The sequence below is a fragment of the Paraburkholderia hospita genome (assembly GCF_002902965.1).
Classification (GTDB): Bacteria; Pseudomonadota; Gammaproteobacteria; order Burkholderiales; family Burkholderiaceae; genus Paraburkholderia; species Paraburkholderia hospita.
On sequence record NZ_CP026107.1, the window covers coordinates 463036 to 479514 of the forward strand.

General features: G+C 61.3%; 17 protein-coding genes. 5 read left to right on the forward strand and 12 right to left on the reverse strand.

From position 1 onward, the window contains the following. Positions 1-60 precede the first annotated feature (60 nt). The 5 genes from C2L64_RS35235 to C2L64_RS35255 all read left to right on the forward strand — a co-directional run bounded on the left by C2L64_RS35235 (position 61) and on the right by C2L64_RS35255 (position 2978). Complete coding sequence (locus tag C2L64_RS35235) at positions 61-708, forward strand: TetR family transcriptional regulator (RefSeq protein WP_007584743.1); 648 nt, start codon at positions 61-63, stop codon at positions 706-708. A gap of 139 nt (positions 709-847) precedes the next feature. Then, complete coding sequence (locus tag C2L64_RS35240; protein WP_007584749.1) at positions 848-1228, forward strand: DUF1090 domain-containing protein; 381 nt, start codon at positions 848-850, stop codon at positions 1226-1228. 14 nt (positions 1229-1242) lie between these two features. Then, positions 1243-1701 carry a YaiI/YqxD family protein gene (locus C2L64_RS35245; protein WP_007743505.1) on the forward strand — a complete coding sequence of 153 codons (459 nt, stop codon included), beginning with the start codon at positions 1243-1245 and terminating at the stop codon, positions 1699-1701. Positions 1702-1770: 69 nt separating this feature from the next. Further along, on the forward strand, positions 1771-2574 hold the full coding sequence (locus C2L64_RS35250; RefSeq protein WP_007584753.1) for a hypothetical protein: 804 nt from the start codon (positions 1771-1773) through the stop codon (positions 2572-2574). Positions 2575-2621: 47 nt separating this feature from the next. After that, positions 2622-2978: a BON domain-containing protein gene (locus C2L64_RS35255; RefSeq protein WP_007584755.1), complete on the forward strand. Its 357-nt coding sequence runs from the start codon at positions 2622-2624 to the stop codon at positions 2976-2978. Between the two features lie 123 nt (positions 2979-3101). Here C2L64_RS35255 and C2L64_RS35260 read toward each other — a convergent pair whose 3' ends face one another. From C2L64_RS35260 to C2L64_RS35315, 12 genes are all read right to left on the reverse strand, one after another. Next, the gene (locus C2L64_RS35260; protein WP_007584758.1) at positions 3102-3359 is read right to left on the reverse strand and encodes a hypothetical protein; all 258 of its coding nucleotides are present in this window, start codon (positions 3357-3359) and stop codon (positions 3102-3104) included. Between the two features lie 40 nt (positions 3360-3399). Further along, the gene (locus C2L64_RS35265; protein ID WP_039900836.1) at positions 3400-4572 is read right to left on the reverse strand and encodes a dihydrodipicolinate synthase family protein; all 1173 of its coding nucleotides are present in this window, start codon (positions 4570-4572) and stop codon (positions 3400-3402) included. Then, positions 4475-6199: a GMC family oxidoreductase gene (locus C2L64_RS35270; RefSeq protein ID WP_007584775.1), complete on the reverse strand. Its 1725-nt coding sequence runs from the start codon at positions 6197-6199 to the stop codon at positions 4475-4477. Before C2L64_RS35270 ends, C2L64_RS35265 begins: the two co-directional genes overlap by 98 nt. Before the next feature lie 10 nt (positions 6200-6209). Beyond that, positions 6210-6989, reverse strand: coding sequence for a 3-ketoacyl-ACP reductase (locus C2L64_RS35275; RefSeq protein ID WP_039900837.1), 780 nt, complete (start codon positions 6987-6989; stop codon positions 6210-6212). A gap of 30 nt (positions 6990-7019) precedes the next feature. Further along, positions 7020-8126: an ABC transporter ATP-binding protein gene (locus C2L64_RS35280; protein WP_007584779.1), complete on the reverse strand. Its 1107-nt coding sequence runs from the start codon at positions 8124-8126 to the stop codon at positions 7020-7022. A gap of 3 nt (positions 8127-8129) precedes the next feature. Next, entirely contained in the window at positions 8130-8993 is an 864-nt protein-coding gene (locus C2L64_RS35285; protein ID WP_007584781.1) for a carbohydrate ABC transporter permease, read from the reverse strand. 114 nt (positions 8994-9107) lie between these two features. Further along, the gene (locus C2L64_RS35290) at positions 9108-10082 is read right to left on the reverse strand and encodes a carbohydrate ABC transporter permease (RefSeq protein ID WP_007584783.1); all 975 of its coding nucleotides are present in this window, start codon (positions 10080-10082) and stop codon (positions 9108-9110) included. Between the two features lie 78 nt (positions 10083-10160). Next, positions 10161-11417, reverse strand: coding sequence for an ABC transporter substrate-binding protein (locus C2L64_RS35295; RefSeq protein WP_007584785.1), 1257 nt, complete (start codon positions 11415-11417; stop codon positions 10161-10163). An 88-nt stretch (positions 11418-11505) separates the two neighbouring features. After that, positions 11506-13047 (reverse strand): aldehyde dehydrogenase family protein, encoded by a 1542-nt coding sequence (locus tag C2L64_RS35300; protein ID WP_007584787.1) that lies wholly within the window; start codon positions 13045-13047, stop codon positions 11506-11508. A gap of 1 nt (position 13048) precedes the next feature. Continuing rightward, a complete protein-coding gene (locus tag C2L64_RS35305) occupies positions 13049-13831 on the reverse strand; it encodes an enoyl-CoA hydratase/isomerase family protein (protein ID WP_007584789.1) in 783 nt (260 codons plus the stop codon). After that, entirely contained in the window at positions 13824-15416 is a 1593-nt protein-coding gene (locus C2L64_RS35310) for an acyl CoA:acetate/3-ketoacid CoA transferase (protein ID WP_007584791.1), read from the reverse strand. The genes C2L64_RS35305 and C2L64_RS35310 overlap by 8 nt, the downstream gene beginning before the upstream one ends. Before the next feature lie 19 nt (positions 15417-15435). Further along, positions 15436-16455 carry a Gfo/Idh/MocA family protein gene (locus C2L64_RS35315; RefSeq protein WP_007584793.1) on the reverse strand — a complete coding sequence of 340 codons (1020 nt, stop codon included), beginning with the start codon at positions 16453-16455 and terminating at the stop codon, positions 15436-15438. Positions 16456-16479: the final 24 nt, after the last annotated feature.

The window sequence follows — 16479 nt, forward strand, 5'->3', positions numbered from 1 at the left end:
CGAACGAACACTTGCCGCGCGCCGCGCTTCCTGGCCAGTCTCGAACCGGTACAACGACCGATGAGGCGAACACGACAACAGGCGCGGGAAACGCGCGACCAGATTCTCGATGCAGCCGAGCGGCTGTTCGCGGAGCATGGCGTGTCCCGCACGTCGCTGGAGGACATCGCGATGCGCGCGGGGTGTACGCGTGGCGCGATATACGGACACTTCCGCAACAAGAGCGATCTGTTCGTCGCGATGACGAACCGCGTGATGCTGCCGATGGAAATGCTCGTTGCAGCGACCACGGATGCCGCCGAGCCGGACCCGCTCGGCAGGATCAGGCAACTGCTGGTGTATTTCCTCGGTAAGGCCGTGGTCGAGCCGCACAGCCGCCGCGTGTTCGAAGTGTTGTTCACGAAGTGCGAGAATACAAAAGACATGGTGCTGGTGATCGAGCGGCAACACGACGCGGCGCGTAACGGAAGGATGTATCTCGAGCGCGGCTTGCGTAATGCAATCGCGAGGGGACAACTGCCGTTCGATCTCGATACCGAGCGTGCATCGAGCGTCGTGCATGCGTTCCTTGGCGGCGTGCTGCGAGACTGGCTGCTGGAACGCGATTCGATCATGCTGCCGCGCGATGCGGAGTTTCTGACGGACGTGTGTATCGGCATGTTCAGCTATTCGCCTTCGTTGCGGCGCGCCCAGGGGGCGTGCGGATAGCAGCAATCTTGCTCATTTTTCTGGCGCGCTTTCGTCAGCACGTGCGCTTTGTCGAGTGGCCTTCATGTTTTGAAGTAGTATTGTTCGCGTCTGATCGCAAGGTCGATGAACGAACAAAACGCTACGAATGAGGCTTCCGATGAATAGGGCGATCAAGGCGCTACTGCTCGGCATGGCAGCTTATCCGATGGTTTGTACGGCTCAGACAGGCGGATGCGATGCAAAGCGCACTTCGATAGAGAGAGAAATCAGCTATGCGCAAGCGCACGGCAATGCGAAACGGGTCGATGGGCTCGAAACCGCGCTCGCTCAACTGAACGCGAACTGCACCGATGCGGTGCTGCGCAGCGATGCACAACGCAAGGTGGCTGCGGCGGAGAAAAAACTGTCGGAGCGCCAGCGCGAGTTGCAGCAAGCAAAGGCCGATGGCAAGAGCGCGAAGAAAATCGCCGAGCGGCAACACAAGGTCGACGAGGCGCATGCGGAGCTCGAAAAAGTTCAGACGGAAGCGATGCAGTGATTGGGAGCAACAAGATGCAAGTGCTGGTTGACGCAGACGCCTGCCCGGTTGTCATCAAGGACATGCTGTTTCGGGCCGCGCGTCGCGCCGAAGTGTGTGTGACGCTCGTGGCAAACCGGTATCTGCAGACGCCGCCTTCGCCGTATATCAAGTCACTGCAAGTACCGGCGGGCGCGGACGCAGCCGATATGCGCATCGTTGAACTGGCCGTGGCCGGCGATCTGGTGATTACCGCGGACATCCCGCTGGCCGCCGCTGCGCTCGACAAGGGCGCCTTCGTGCTCGACCCGCGTGGAGGCTGGTTCAGCCGCGAGAATATCGAGGAACGCCTGACGATGCGTGCCGTGATGGATCAACTGCGCAGCACGGGCGTCGATACGGGCGGTCCAGCGCCCTTCAGTCCGCGCGACAGCAAGACCTTCGCGGGGCAACTGGACCGGTTTCTCGCGCGGCATCGCGCGGCGCCAGGCTGAACGTCGAATGTGATTTGCCGGGTTTTCAACCGGCGAATTGGAACTATACTGGGGCACCAGGAGGTTTCAATGGCCGATCAAGAGAAACTGCATCCGCTACGCCCGTTTTTGAAGAACTGGATTTGGGAGCATGGTCGAGTCGGGACGCGCTATCTGGATTACGTCGATGGCGAAATCAAGTTCGATGAAGGCAAGAAATCACGTTTCGCTGCTGAGAAGTATATTTATGTACCGCTCGACAAGGACGGTGAAGATGCTGTAGTCGCAGAGGGTCCTGCAATCCAGGAAGCGGGGCTTGCCCGCTTCTTGCGGGCTGCGCAGCTGGGCACGCCAGATGAGGCGGGTTCTGTAGCGGAGATTCAACGCGCCGTGCAGGACTGTGTGGAACTCGGCCTCTTCAGCGCCTATCAGGCGGAGGCTCGCGAGGCAACGGCCCGCTATGCGCAGGAGCCGATGTTCGAGGACGAGATCCGTGCGGCGGTTGTCGATGACATCCGGCGTATTTACACGGGGGTGCGGGAGCAACTGTCGCTGTACGATTTCAGTGTGCTTTACGGCTTGCCCTCGCCGCTGCTGATCAGCGAGACGCCATTCATCGATTGGCGCGTGCGTTCAAGTCCGGCACTACCGTTTGTATCGCTTCCGTTGGGGCCTTATTGCCTGCTGGTGGGCGCGCCCTCGGGCCGCAAGAGCCGCATCGGCCCGGTGGTCTGGAAGGCCGCAGCGGCGATGGGCCCGTTGAAGGACCACAACCGCCAGATCATGGAGCACGCACGTCTATGGCTGGTGGCGACCACGGATGACCAACTCGTCGCGGCACAAAGCCGGTTTGCTGCCGCTACGGGCGCGAAGCAAGAGAATGTGAAGCCTTAAGGTAGTCGGCAACATCTTTCGTTGAGTTACTTAAACAGGGGAAACTAATGAACGCAATCAAAACACTCAAGCTGGCTGGCGCTGCATTGATCGTCGTTGCTTCCGTCAATGCCTGGGCTCAGGGAAGTGAAGCCGCCAGCGCAACGACGACAACGACGCAAGGCGCATCGAAATCCTCCATCAGGAAGGCGAACCGGGCATTGAGTAAAAAAGTGGCCAAGGCGCTTTCGAAGGGCGGTGTCGATACGACGGGGATCAATGTTCTCGTGAAGGGCGGCGCAGTGACGCTCGCTGGGGGCGTGACCGATCCGTCCCAGATCGATAAGGCAACGTCGATAGCGAAGGGTGTTTCCGGCGTCACGTCTGTGAAGAATGCTCTGACGATTCGGGAAGGCGGGCAGTAGGACAAAGAGAAGCGTGCGCGAGAAACAGGCGGCGCTTCCATCCGGGTTGTCACAAGGAGACGCCGCTCGCATTCCAGCGAGCGGCTCATCCGGGACGGAACTCGACCGCTCGGCATTCACGCATCATTGTCGACGACTGATCCCGCGAGTCTCCGGTGAGAAGAATGTAGCGACAAAGCTGATCCCCGCCAGCACCGCGATGTAGGTAGCAATCGGCCAGTACGCACCTTGTGCCCACGCAAGCAACGCAGCCGCTATAAAAGGCGCGATTCCGCCGGCTGCGACGGCAGTGAACTCCTCGCTGACCGCGATGCCCGTGTATCGATAGCGGGCATTGTTCACCGACGACGCTGAAACTGCAGACGTTGCCCGTGCTGTCATGCTTCGTCTCCAATCGGGCTCGCGATGCGCGTACCGGTTTTCAGTTATCGATACCCGCAGCTAAGCTCAGAAACTCGCTCATGCGACGGCGAGCCAGTTCGGGGCGAGTCAAAACGCCCGCGACGTCCGCCTTCCTGAACACCTCTGCGTAGTGCGCGACGGATCGCGCCGACTGCATCCCGCCTGCCATCGAGAAGTGCCGTTGATGCCCGTTGAGCCACGCGAGAAAAACGACGCCAGCCTTGTAATACTGCGTGGGCGCAGCGAAGAGTTCGCGCGATAGCGCAACCGTCGGATCGATAAGCTGGCGATATGAATCGGTATCCCCGGCGGCGAGCTTCACCAATGCGCGCGATGCGACAGGCGCGATCGGGTCGAAGATGCCGAGTAGCGCGTGCGAATGGCCGGTGCTGTCGCCCGCGATGAGTTCGCCGTAGTTGTAGTCGTCACCTGTGAACATCACGACGCCCTCGGGCAACTGCGATCTGAGTTGACGCTCATATTCCGCGTTGAGCAGCGAGATCTTGATGCCTTCGATCTTGTCCTGATGAAGCCGGATGATGTCGAGCACAGTCGCCATCGCTGTCGCGACGTCGCGGCTGCCCCAGTAGCCGGAGAGCGAAGCATCGAACGCGTCGCCCAGCCAATGCAGCACGACCTTGTTGCGTGACGCGGAGATCACGGCATCGTAGACATGCTTGTAGTCGTCGGCGGACTGCGCTGCTGCGCACAGGGCACGGCTCGCCATCATGATCGGCCGGCCGCCCGCTGATTCGATCACTTCGAACTGGTCCTTGTAGGCGCCGACAATGTCGGCAAGCGCATGGCTGCGCGTGCCGTCGAGATGATCGGTGCCCGCTCCGCACGCCAGGTCCGCGCCGGGAATGCTGCGCGCGTGCGCGATGCTGCGTCGGATCAGTTCAGCGGCTGTTGGCCAGCCGATACCCATGCCGCGTTGCGCGGTATCCATCGCTTCGGCCACCTTGAATCCCAGGCCGTACAGGTAGCTGCGAAATGCAAGCGTAGCGTCCCAGTCAACACGCGGCGTATCGCCCCAAGGCTCGTACGCACACGATGGATCGACGACGACGTGCGCCGCCGCATACGCGACGCGGCTAAACGTCGGCGCGGTGGACGGCGGAACCTGGTCTTCCCGGTGCTGCATCGTGTACGGGCTGATTGAACCTTCCGGCGTTGGCAGATTGATGTTCACGGAAACCTCTCGATGTCTGGGATTGAATGATCATGTCGGCGGCTTTTTCGGCGACCATGATCGTCGGTGCATTTGTGTTGCACGAAGGCAGATAGGGCATGACGGATGCGTCGACGACTCTGAGGCCATCCAGTCCGATAAGACGCAGGTCCGGTGTGACGACGCTATCGGGATCGTCGGGGCGGCCCATGCGGCAGGTGCCGACCGGGTGGTGGTCGGTTTTTGCATTTGCGCATGCATAGTCGAACAGTTCCTGATCGGTATTCACGTGCGCTCCCGGCAGAACTTCGCTTTGCACGTAGCGCTTCATCGCTGGGGCGCGCAGGATGTCGCGCGCGAGCCGCAAGCCCTTGATCGCCATGTCGCGATCGTATGGATCGGCCCAGTAGTTCGGGTCGAGCAGCGGCGCGGCAGCGGGGTCCGCGCTGGCGAGACGAACCGTGCCGCGCGAGCGCGGGCGAAGGTACGCGGTGTTGAGCGTAACGCCCGCATTGTTCAGCTTGGCCATGCCCGCTTCGATACCGGACCCGAGGCCGAGATGAAACTGGATGTCGGGCGAGCGGTCGCGCGCGTCGCGATCCGCATACCAGAAGCCGCCCGTTTCAAAGAGACTCGATGCAACCGGGCCTTTCTTCAGCAACAGGTACTGCAGTCCAGCCCATGCGGCGTTGTGCAGCTTGTTGTACTTGTCGTAGGTGTGATCGCCTGTGCATTCGGCGATGACGAAGAGGTCGAGGTGATCCTGCAGATTGGAGCCGACGCCGCGAAGATCGTGGACAGGTTTAATGCCGACAGACTCCAGGTGCCCGGCGGGACCGATGCCCGACTGCATCAACAGTTTCGGCGAACCGATCGCGCCCGACGACACGATCACTTCACGCGACGCGCGCACGATCTGCGGATCGCGGCTATCGCCCGTCACGTATTCGACGCCTGTCGCGCGGTTTCCCTCGACGATCACGCGCAGCGTTCGCGCCTGCATCGAGACCGTCAGATTCGCACGCCCGAGCACCGGTCGGATAAAGCCTGCTGCCGTTGATGACCGCCGCGCATCCAGTTGCGTCAACTGGTAATAACCGAGACCTTCCTGGCTCGCACCATTGAAGTCGGGATTGAACGGAATGCCGAGTTCCTGTCCAGCCTGAAAAAACGCTTCGCAGATCGGCAGCGGGCTGATCGGATTCGATACGCCGAGCGGGCCGCCATAGCTGTGATACTCATTCGCGAAGCGCTGGTTGTTCTCGGACTTCTTGAAGTAGGGCAGCACATCGCGATAAGACCAACCCGTCGCGCCCGCTTTCTGTTCCCAATCGTCGTAATCAGCAGGAACGCCGCGCGTATAGATCTGCGCATTGATCGAAGAACCGCCGCCGATCACCTTCGCTTGCGTGAAGCGCAGCACGCGATTGTTCAGATGCTTCTGTGGCACGGTGAACCAGCCCCACGAACCGATGCCGCGCGTCATCTTCGCGAAGCCGGCAGGCATCGAGAAGAACGGGTGGCGATCGGAACCGCCTGCTTCGAGCAGCAGGACCTTGATCGAGGGATCGGCGCTCAGGCGATTGGCCAATACACAGCCGGCCGAGCCGCCGCCCACGATCACGTAGTCATATGTCGTCGTTTTCATGTCAGTCGGCTCAGAATGCAGGGATGGACAGGCCGCCATCCACGTTGATCACGCTGCCTGTTGCGAAGGGCAGCAGGCCGCCTGCAAGCGTCGCGACTGCCTGGCCCACCTCGTCGCTTTCGCCCCAGCGGCCGGCGGGAACCAGGCCCTCGCGGAAACGCGCCTCGTATTTCTCCGCGACGCCGGACGTCATCGGCGTGCGGATAATGCCGGGCCGCACTTCGAACACGCCGACATTCGCGCCCGCGAGCCGCAATGCAAAGAGGCGCGTCATCATCGGCAACGCGGATTTGGACAGGCAGTACTCGGCGCGCTCGGGCGATGCCATGTCCGCCGATACCGACGAAACCGTCACGATCGACCGGGCGGCCGTCGACGATGTCGCACACATGTGGCGAGCGACGGCCTGCGTCATAAAGAACGTGCCGCGCAGATTGACGCCGAGCACGGCATCGAATGCTTGCGGCGATACGTCGAGCAGATCGCCGCGGCTCGGCGAACCGATGCCCGCGTTGTTGACGAGACATTCGATACCTCCCTTGAAGCGCACGGCTTCCTCGACGACGCTTTCATGCGAGCCGACGTCGCTGAGATCGCTCTGAATGAAGAGCGCCTCCTGGCTTTCGTCGCGTACGAGCGCACAGGTCGTCGCGGCGTCCTCGTCGTTCACGACATCCGTCAGCACGATGTCGAAGCCGCGCCGCGCGAGCGCGACGCAGATCGACCGGCCGATGCCGCGTCGCGCGCCCGTCACCAGCGCGGTTGAACACTTTCCAGCTATCTTGCTCATGGCTGCACCATCCGTCGTTGTGCTGGGCGCTCAGTGAATGCGGACTTCCGTGTCGGCGTCGAACAGCACGAGCTTCGACAGATCGACGCGCAGCTCGCATCGTTCGCCGGACGCGTGCGGCATGTCGGCGCCGAGTCGCGCGGAGACTTCCATGCCGCCGAGATCGAGCACGGCGAGCGTGTCGGGGCCTGTCGGTTCGAGCACATTGATCGTGACGGGCACGGTGCGCAGTGCCGACGTGGCGCGCTCGTTTTCCACGCCGATCGCCTCAGGGCGCAGACCCGCAATCACCTTCTTGCCGATGTAGCGCTCGACGGCGGCCGGTTGCGGCGGCAACACAAGATCGATCGCCTTCTGGCCTTCACCCACCAGCAGATGCAGTGCGCCGTTCGCGCGCTCGATGCGCGCCGGAATCAGGTTCATCGACGGCGAGCCCATGAACGTCGCGACGAACGTGTTGGCGGGTGTGTTATAGACCTCGGCGGGCGTGCCGAGCTGTTGCAGTGCGCCGCCCTTCATCACGGCGATGCGCGTCGCCAGCGTCATCGCTTCGATCTGGTCGTGCGTGACGTAGACGATGGTCGCGCCCAAACGCTGATGCAGCTTCTTGATCTCGGTGCGCATATCGACGCGAAGTTTTGCATCGAGATTCGACAGCGGCTCATCGAACAGGAAGATCTTCGGATGACGCACCAGCGCGCGTCCCATCGCGACACGCTGACGCTGACCACCCGACAGCTGGCCCGGACGCCGGTCGAGCAGGTGCTCGATCTGCAGCAGACGGGCGGCATCTTTCACTGCTTTCTCGCGTTCGGGCTTCGATACCTTGCGCATCTCCAGACCGAAGCTGATGTTCTGCCCGACGGACATGTTCGGATACAGCGCATAGCTCTGAAACACCATCGCGATGTCGCGCTCGCTCGGATGCAGATCGTTCACCTTGTCGTTGCCGATACGAATCTCGCCACCTGAGAGCGTGTCGAGTCCGGCGATCAGAGAAAGGAGCGTCGATTTCCCGCAGCCCGAGGGTCCGACGAGAACGAGAAAATCGCCATCTTCGACATCGATGTTGATCTCCTTGAGGATTTCGGTGGAGCCGTAGGCTTTGCGAACGTTGGATACGTGCAGAGAAGACATGATTTACCCCTTGACCGAGCCGGCCATCAGACCGCGTACGAAGTAGCGACCACCGATCACATAGACGAGCAGTGTCGGCAGCGCGGCGATCATGGCCGTGGCCATGTTGACGTTGTATTCCTTGACGCCCGTCGATGTATTGACGATGTTGTTCAGCGCGACGGTGATGGGCGCGGAACTGCCTGTCGTGAATGAAGCGCCGAACAGGAAGTCGTTCCAGATGTTCGTGAATTGCCAGATCACGGTGACGGTGATGATGGGCACCGAGTTGGGAAGCAGGATGCGGAAAAAGATGCGAAAGAAGCGTGCACCGTCGATCATCGCCGCTTTCACAAGTTCATCGGGAAACGCGATGTAGTAGTTGCGGAAGTACAGCGTCGTGAAGCACAGGCCATAAACGACATGCACGAACACGAGGCCGCTGATCGATTGCGCGAGGCCGACCTTGCCGAGGAACGAAGCCATCGGAATCAGTACGATCTGGAACGGGATGAAGCATCCGAACAGGATCAGGCCAAACAGCGTGTTGTCGCCTTTGAAGCGCCATTTGGTCAGCACGTAGCCGTTCAATGCACCGAGTAACGTGGAGATCGCTACGGCAGAGAAGACCATCCGGAAGGAATTCCAGAAGAAGCCTTTTACACCGGAGCATTCCAGTCCCACGCATGCCGAGCCCCAGGCTTTTTCCCACGCTTCAAGCGTCCACTGATGCGGCAGCGCGAGGATATTGCCGGAATACACCTCGGGCAGCGGCTTGAACGACGTTAGCAGCATCACGAGCAGCGGTACGAGATAGACCACGGCCGCAATCGCCAGCATCGAATAAATCACGATCCGCGAGACGTAGTTATGCTTGCCCACCACCATCTGTGGTGAGTCCCATGTCTTGGTAGCCATCGTTGTCTCCTGTTGGCCAGAGTTGGTTCTTTAGAGCCTTACTCTGGCCCCATGCAAAAGGTTGCTAGGGGGTATCGGTTGAGTTCAATGGCCGCCGCTCTTCCGGCGAGGTCTCATTTCGGAGTAGAGGTAGGGCACCATGATGGCCGCCACCGTACACAGCATCATCACGGCGCTGGCCGCACCCATGCCGAGTTCGTTGCGGGTGAAGGTGAACGAGTACATGAAGGTGGACGGCAGTTCTGTCGAGTAGCCGGGACCGGCGCCCGTCAATGCGATGACAAGCTCATAGCTCTTGACCGCAAGGTGCACGAGAATCACGAACGCGGATACGAAGACGGGCCGGAGCTGCGGAATGATGACTCGCCGATAGATCGAAGGCATGCGCGCACCGTCGATCGACGCGGCCTTGATCTGTTCCTGGTCGATGCCGCGCAGGCCGGCCAGAAACATCGCCATCACGAAGCCCGACGCCTGCCAGACAGCGGCGATGACGACGGTATAGATCGCCATGTCGTCGTTGATGATCCAGTCGAACTGGAAGCTCGTCCAACCCCAGTCATGGAACAGCTTGGTGAGGCCCAGTCCCGGATTGAGAATCCATTTCCATGCGGTGCCCGTGACGATGAACGAGAGCGCCATGGGATAAAGAAAGAGCGCCCGCAATCCGCCTTCAGCGCGAATCCGTTGATCGAGCAGAATGGCGAGGCCGAGACCGATCGCCATGCACAGCACGACATAGAGCGATGCGTAGATGCCGAGGTTGACGATCGCCACATGCCAGCGCGGATGCTCCCAGACGCGGCCATACTGAAGCAGACCGGCCCAGTGGAAGTTCGCAAAGGCGCGTGAGCGGGTGAACGAGAGCACCGTCGTCCACGCGATAAAGCCATAGACGAAGATCAACGTGATGATCAATGTCGGGCTAAGGACGATCTTGGGCAGAACCGCTTCGAAGCGGTTTCGAAACGTCGATCGCTTTCGTGTCGGGCTTTGTCCCGAGCTGTTGTTCAGATCATCAAGCGTGGTCGCCGCATGGGCGCGATTGTGCAATAGCATGGCAACACCTACCGTCGGAGATGACGGGCCTCGCGGACAGCGGCGTTGGGTGCCGCATCCGCACGAGGACCATTTGGCTTACTGCGAGTTCTTCACTGCCGCGACGAGCGCTTTCACGGCATCCGCAGACGACTGATTCGAATTGAAGAAGTGCGTGACGACGTCATACACGGCGTTCTTCGGACCATCGGGCATCGCGTGTCCGTGCGCGAAGCTGCCGACCATCGAGTCCGTCTTGAGGGCGGCGCGCATGTCGTTCATCGACTTCTTGCCGCATTCGTCGAAGCCGTCCTGAGGCACATCGAGACGCGCAGGAATCGAGCCTTTGATCTGGTTGAATTTCGCCTGGACGCCCTTGTCCATGATGGTCGACGCAAACGCGTACTCGCCGGGGAGACTCGCGTCGCCCTTCTTGAAGCCCGCGAACTGGTCGGTGTTGAAGATGAATGCGCCATCCGTTCCGGGATAGTTGAAGCAGAGGTAGTCGACATTCGGCTGCTTGCCTGCCGACGCAAACTCGCCCTTGGCCCAGTCGCCCATGATCTGCATGGCAGCCTTACCGTTGATGACCATCGATGTGGCGAGATTCCAGTCACGGCCCGGGAAGTTCGGGTCGACCATGCCGCGCAATGCGCGCATCTGGTCGAAGGCCTTTTCCATCGTCTTGGAGCCGAGCGCGCTGGGGTCCAGCTTGACCAGCGCCTGCTGATAGAACTTCGGGCCGCCCGCCGACATCACCGCGCTATCGAAGATCGTCGCTTCCTGCCATGCCTGGCCGCCGTGCGCCAGCGGAATGTAGCCGGCCTTGCGGATCTTGTCGGCGTCCGCGACGAGTTCTTCGAAAGTCTTCGGCGGCGTGAGCTTCAGTTGATCGAAGATCTTCTTGTTCGCCCAGATCCAGTTCGTGCGGTGCACATCGACAGGTGCGGCAACCCAGTGACCATCGACTTTCGAAAATTTCTGGATTGGACCGGGCACGAGCTTGTCCCAGCCTTCCTTCGACGCGACAGGATCGAGGTTCTGCAGATAATCCTCTTGCGCGTATTCAGGGATCGTGAAGCCGAGCATCTGGATCGCATCGGGCGGATTGCCGGACGCGACGCGCGCCTTCAGCACCGTGCGTGCGGCTTCACCGCCGCCGCCCGCGATCGGGCTGTCCTTCCATGCATAGCCCTTGGTTTTGAGGCCGTCTTTCAGTACGGAAAGGGCCTTGGCTTCGCCGCCGGAAGTCCACCAGTGCATGACTTCCACGGTTTTCGTATCGGCCGCGCCAGCGGACAGCGCGTGGCAGGCAACGAGGCCGACTGCAATTGCAGCAATGCGTTTCTTGTACATCTTTGTCTCCTTGATGACGCTCTCTTGGCGGGCTTTCTTGTGGACACCACGGCGGGCATGCCGTGGCGCGATCTGGATGGATTCGTGATCAGGCGGCTGGACGCGGCAGCCACCAGTTCTTGCGCTCTCCGATGTGAAGCTGAATCGTCTTTGTCTCGGTGTAGTCCTCGACGGCCTGCTTGCCGAGTTCGCGTCCCACGCCGCTCGACTTGAAGCCGCCGAACGGCAGTTCTGGGTAACCGTCGAGGAAGGTGTTGACCCAAACGGTGCCCGCATCGACGCCGCGCGCAACGGTCAGGCAAGTGTTGATGTCGTTGCTCCAGACGGCGGCGGAGAGTCCGTAGGCGGTGTCGTTCGCGATGTCGATCGCGTTCTGCGTGTCGGAGAAGGGGATGATCGTGAGCACGGGGCCGAAGATTTCTTCGCGGGCGATGCTCATGTCGGGCGTGACATCGCTGATGACGGTCGGCTCCAGATAGAGGCCGTTCGCGTCATAGCGTTTGCCGCCCAGGCGCAGGCGCGCGCCTGCCGCAACGCCCTTGTCGATGTTGCCGAGAATCTCGACCAACTGGTTCTCGCTGACGATCGCGCCGATCTTGCATTCAGGATGCAGAGGATCGCCAACAGGCACTTGCCGTGCGCGCTCGACGACTGCTTGCGCAAAGCGCTCCGCAATCGATTCGTGCACGAGCACGCGGCTACCGCTGTTGCAGCATTCACCCGCGTTGAAGTACACGCCGAACACGACGGCATCGACCATCGCATCCCAGTCGCAATCGGGGAAAACGATCTGCGGATTCTTGCCGCCGAGTTCGAGCGCGACCTTTTTCAGCTTCTTCGATGCGAGTCCGCCGAGCAGGCTGCCGACGCGCGTCGAACCGGTGAAGGACAGCATATCGATGGCATCGTGTTCCGCGAGCGGCTGCCCGACGGACGGACCTTTGCCCGTCACGACGTTGACGACGCCCGCCGGCACGCCGGCCTGTTCGAGAATCTCCATCAGCATGACGGTCGTGCTCGACGTCAGTTCGCTCGGCTTGACTACGCAGGTGCAACCCGCCGCGAGTGCGAACGGCAGCTTCTGCGAGAGGATCCACAGCGGAAAATTCCACGGCGTGATGAGTCCGACAACGCCGATCGGCTGGCGCAGCACGATGCCGAGCATGTCTTCGCCGAGGGTGTCGTAGGCATCGCCGCTGGTCGTGCGGGCAAGGCTTGCCGCGTATTGCCAGAGATCGATGCAGCCGGACACTTCGCCGCGTGCCTGCGCAAGCGGCTTGCCTGTTTCGAGCGATTCGAGCAGCGACATCCTGTCGACGCGTGCCTTGATGCCGTCAGCGATCGCGAGAAGAATCCGTGCGCGTTCCGCGCCTTTGAGCTTCGACCATGGACCGTGACGGAAGGCGAGGTCGGCGGCGTTGATGGCTCGCTCGACGTCTGCCGGTGTCGCTTCCGGAAACGAACTGACAACGTGTCCATGCGCAGGGCTGCGGCGCTCGAAGCGCTGCTTGTCCGTGGATTCGGTCCATGCGCCGTCGATGTACATGCGGCCGTTGAAGGCTTCGTGCACGGGCGCCTTAGCGTTTGTCAAAAGCGCGGTTGCAGCGGGAATTGCGGTGTCGTACGTCATGTCATTGACCCTCGTATTGCGCCGGGCGCCGTTCGCGGAAACTGGCCATGCCTTCGCGGGCGTCGTGCGTCGACGCGGACAGAGCGCCCGCCATGGCTTCCAGGGTTGCGCCGGTCCCGAATCCCGAGGCGGCGTTGATCAGTTGCTTCGTCAGTTGCACGGAGACGGGTGCGAGCGTCGCGATCTTTTCAGCGATGGCGATGGCTGCCGCAACGGACTCTTTCGGCGTGGAGATTTCGTCGACCAGTCCGATGCCGTATGCGCGTTGCGCGTCGATCCGCTTCGCCGTGAGCGCAAGCGACTTCACATGGCTCGGACCAATCAGCGAAACCAGCCGTTGCGTGCCGGACCAGCCGGGGCAGGTCGCGATACTCGCTTCGGGCAGTGCGAACGTGGCAGCCGGGTCCGCGACGCGCACATCGGCGACTGCGGCCAGTTCGAGGCCGCCGCCGAATGCGGGGCCGTTGATCGCCGCGACGACGGGCAGACGCAGCGCTGCCCAGCGGTCGAAAATACGATGACCGCGTGAGACCCATACGCGCCACATGTCGAGCGGCGCGAGTGCCGACCACTGGTTGATGTCGGCGCCGACACAGAAGGCACGTTCACCCGCGCCTGTCAGCACGACGGCGCGCACGCTCGCATCCGATTCAAGCTGTGCCGCTCCGGCTTCGAGTTGATCGAGCATTTCCGGTGTCAGCGCGTTGAGCTTGTCCGGCCGATTGAGGGTGACGACAGCAACGGCGTTCGTCTTCTCGATCTGGATCAGTTGCTGGTCAGCCATGACGCGCCTCCTTCAGCTTCAGACCGAACGGAGCGTCCGTGAAAATGGATGCATCCATCGTCTTCAGGGCAGGGGAGACGGCCAACTCGATATCGCACTGGTCGAGTACATCCTTTTGCAGATCGATGCCGGGCGCGATCTCGATCACTTCGAGACCCTTGTCGCTGAGTTGGATCACGCAGCGTTCCGTGACATACAACGCTTGCTGATTCCGCTGTCGTCCCATACGTCCGCTGAAGGTCACGTGGTCCACATCGGCGATGAACTTCTTCTTGCCTTCCTTGACGATCTTCAGACGTCCATCGCCGACTTCGATCTTTGCGCCCGCCGTGAAATAGCCGCTAAAGACCACACGCTTCGCATGCGTCGTGATGTCGATGAAGCCGCCGCATCCGGCAGTGAGATAAGGCTTGCTCGGCAGCTTCGACACGTTCACATTGCCGAAGCGGTCCACTTGCAGGAACGACAGCAGCGATACATCGAAGCCGCCGCCCTGGAAGTACACGAATTGCGAAGGCGAAGGCATGATGGCGTCGGCATTGCCCGAGCATCCGAAGGCGAAACCGAGCAAGGGCACGCCGCCGACAGCGCCTTGTTCGATGACCCATGTCACGTCGTCGCGGTAGCCTTCTTCGAGCAGAATGCGCGGTACGTTTGCAGAGATGCCGAAGCCCAGATTCACCGCATCGTTCTGCGCGAGTTCCATTGCCGCCCGGCGTGCGATGACCTTGTCCGCGTGCCATTCGGCAAACGCGAATGCGCTTTCGGGCAGTTTGATTTCGCCGCTGATTTCCGGGTCGTATTCGATCTGTGTCGTCTGCTTCTGCTCGGCGTCAACGACCACGTAATCGACGAGATTGCACGGAATGTGTACCTGCTGCGTATGCAGCGAACCGACCTTCACGACACGCTTCACTTGCGCGATGACGATGCCGCCGTTATTGCGCACGGCTAGCGCCTGATCGCGTCCGCCCAGCAGCGCGCCTTCGTGTTCGAACGACAGGTTGCCGCGTTCATCCGCTGTCGTTGCGCGCACGATTGCAACGCGCGGCACGAAGTTTTTGTAGTGCAGCCACTCGTCGCCCGCGAACGTGACCTTTTCGACGATGGGATGTTCGGCGGCCTGCGCGTTCATCGCGCCGCCCTGGCGTTCAGGATCGACATAGGTATCGAGGCCGACCTTGGTCAACACGCCTGGACGTTTCGCCGCGACCTCGCGATGCATGTCGAACATCACGCCGCTCGGCAGGTTGTACGCGCGGATGTCGTTGTCGGTGATGAGATGCCAGATGTCGGGCATCGGCAGGCTCGATGGACCGCTCGGAAACGACCCGGCGATGACCGTATGAATCAGCCCTTTCTTCGCGATGTGATCGATGCCCTTGATGCCGTACATATCGCCAGCGGCGATCGGGTGCAGCATCGTCAGATTGCGCGGATGGTTTTCCGCCTCGAAGCGGGCGCCGATAGCAGCGAGCATTGCATCGGGACAACCCAGGCCGCTCGACGAACTGACGGTGACGACATCGTCATCGTTGATCAGGCTCGCCGCGTGGGCCAATGAAACAACCTTGCTGGAACGCACAGTCAATCTCCTCAAATTTTTATTCAGCGAAACGGGATGGCACCGTCACGTGGCCGCCTGCTTCGGCGGATTTCACGAGCGACAGCGCGGCGACGAGCGAGCGATAACCATCGATACCCGTCGCGGCAGGGTGCTGTCCTTCCGTAATCGAGCGATGGAATTGCGCGACGGCCGTGCAATACAGGTCGCGAGGTTCGACTTCGATGTCTCGCGTGCCTTCTGCCGAGCGCAACGTGATCTCGCCGACCGGGCGCTGCGTCATCACGTCCTTCGCGAACAGCGAACCCTCCGTGCCGTGAATTTCGAGCCCCGTGGGCGCGTAGGGCACGGTGAACGCATCGTGGAGTTGCGCGAGCACGCCGTTTTTGAAGCGCACGATCGCCATCACGCCGTCCGCGAGTCCCGTCGTCGACATCGTTCCCGACGACGTCATGGCGCTGACTTCGACGGGTTCGTCGTCGAGCAGGAAGCGCAGCGTGTCGATGTCGTGAACGGAGATGTCGAGAATCACGCCGCCGCCCGCATCGGGCCGTTCGATACGCCAGCCGCGCAGATGTGGCGGCAGCGAGACCGCATGGAAGACGCGTACGAAGAGGGGCGTGCCGATTGCGCCGGCGCGAATGAGTTCGCGCATCTTCCGGTGCGTCGCCGCGCAACGCAGATGATGGTTCGTGCCGAGCTTCACGCCGTGGGAGGCGCACGCTTCGATCATTTGCGCCGCTTCGTCTTCCGCCAGCGCGAGGGGCTTTTCGCACAGCACGTGCTTGCCGGCTTTCGCCGCCGCGAGCACTTGCGGCAGATGTTTCTCGTTGGTGCTGCTGATGTAGACGGCCGTGATAGACGGGTCGGCGAGTACGGCGTCGAGGTCTGCCGAGTGCGAAGGTATGGCGTGCTTTTCAGCAAACTCGCGTGCACGCTCCGCGCTGCCGCTCACCACGGTGGCGATCTCGCCGTCAGGCTGCGAGCGGATGGCGTTGACCATCCATTCGTCGGCGATGGTGCTGGCGCCGATCAGCGCCCAGCGGATTCTTTCTGTCATGTCTCTCTCCATTGGAACGTTCCA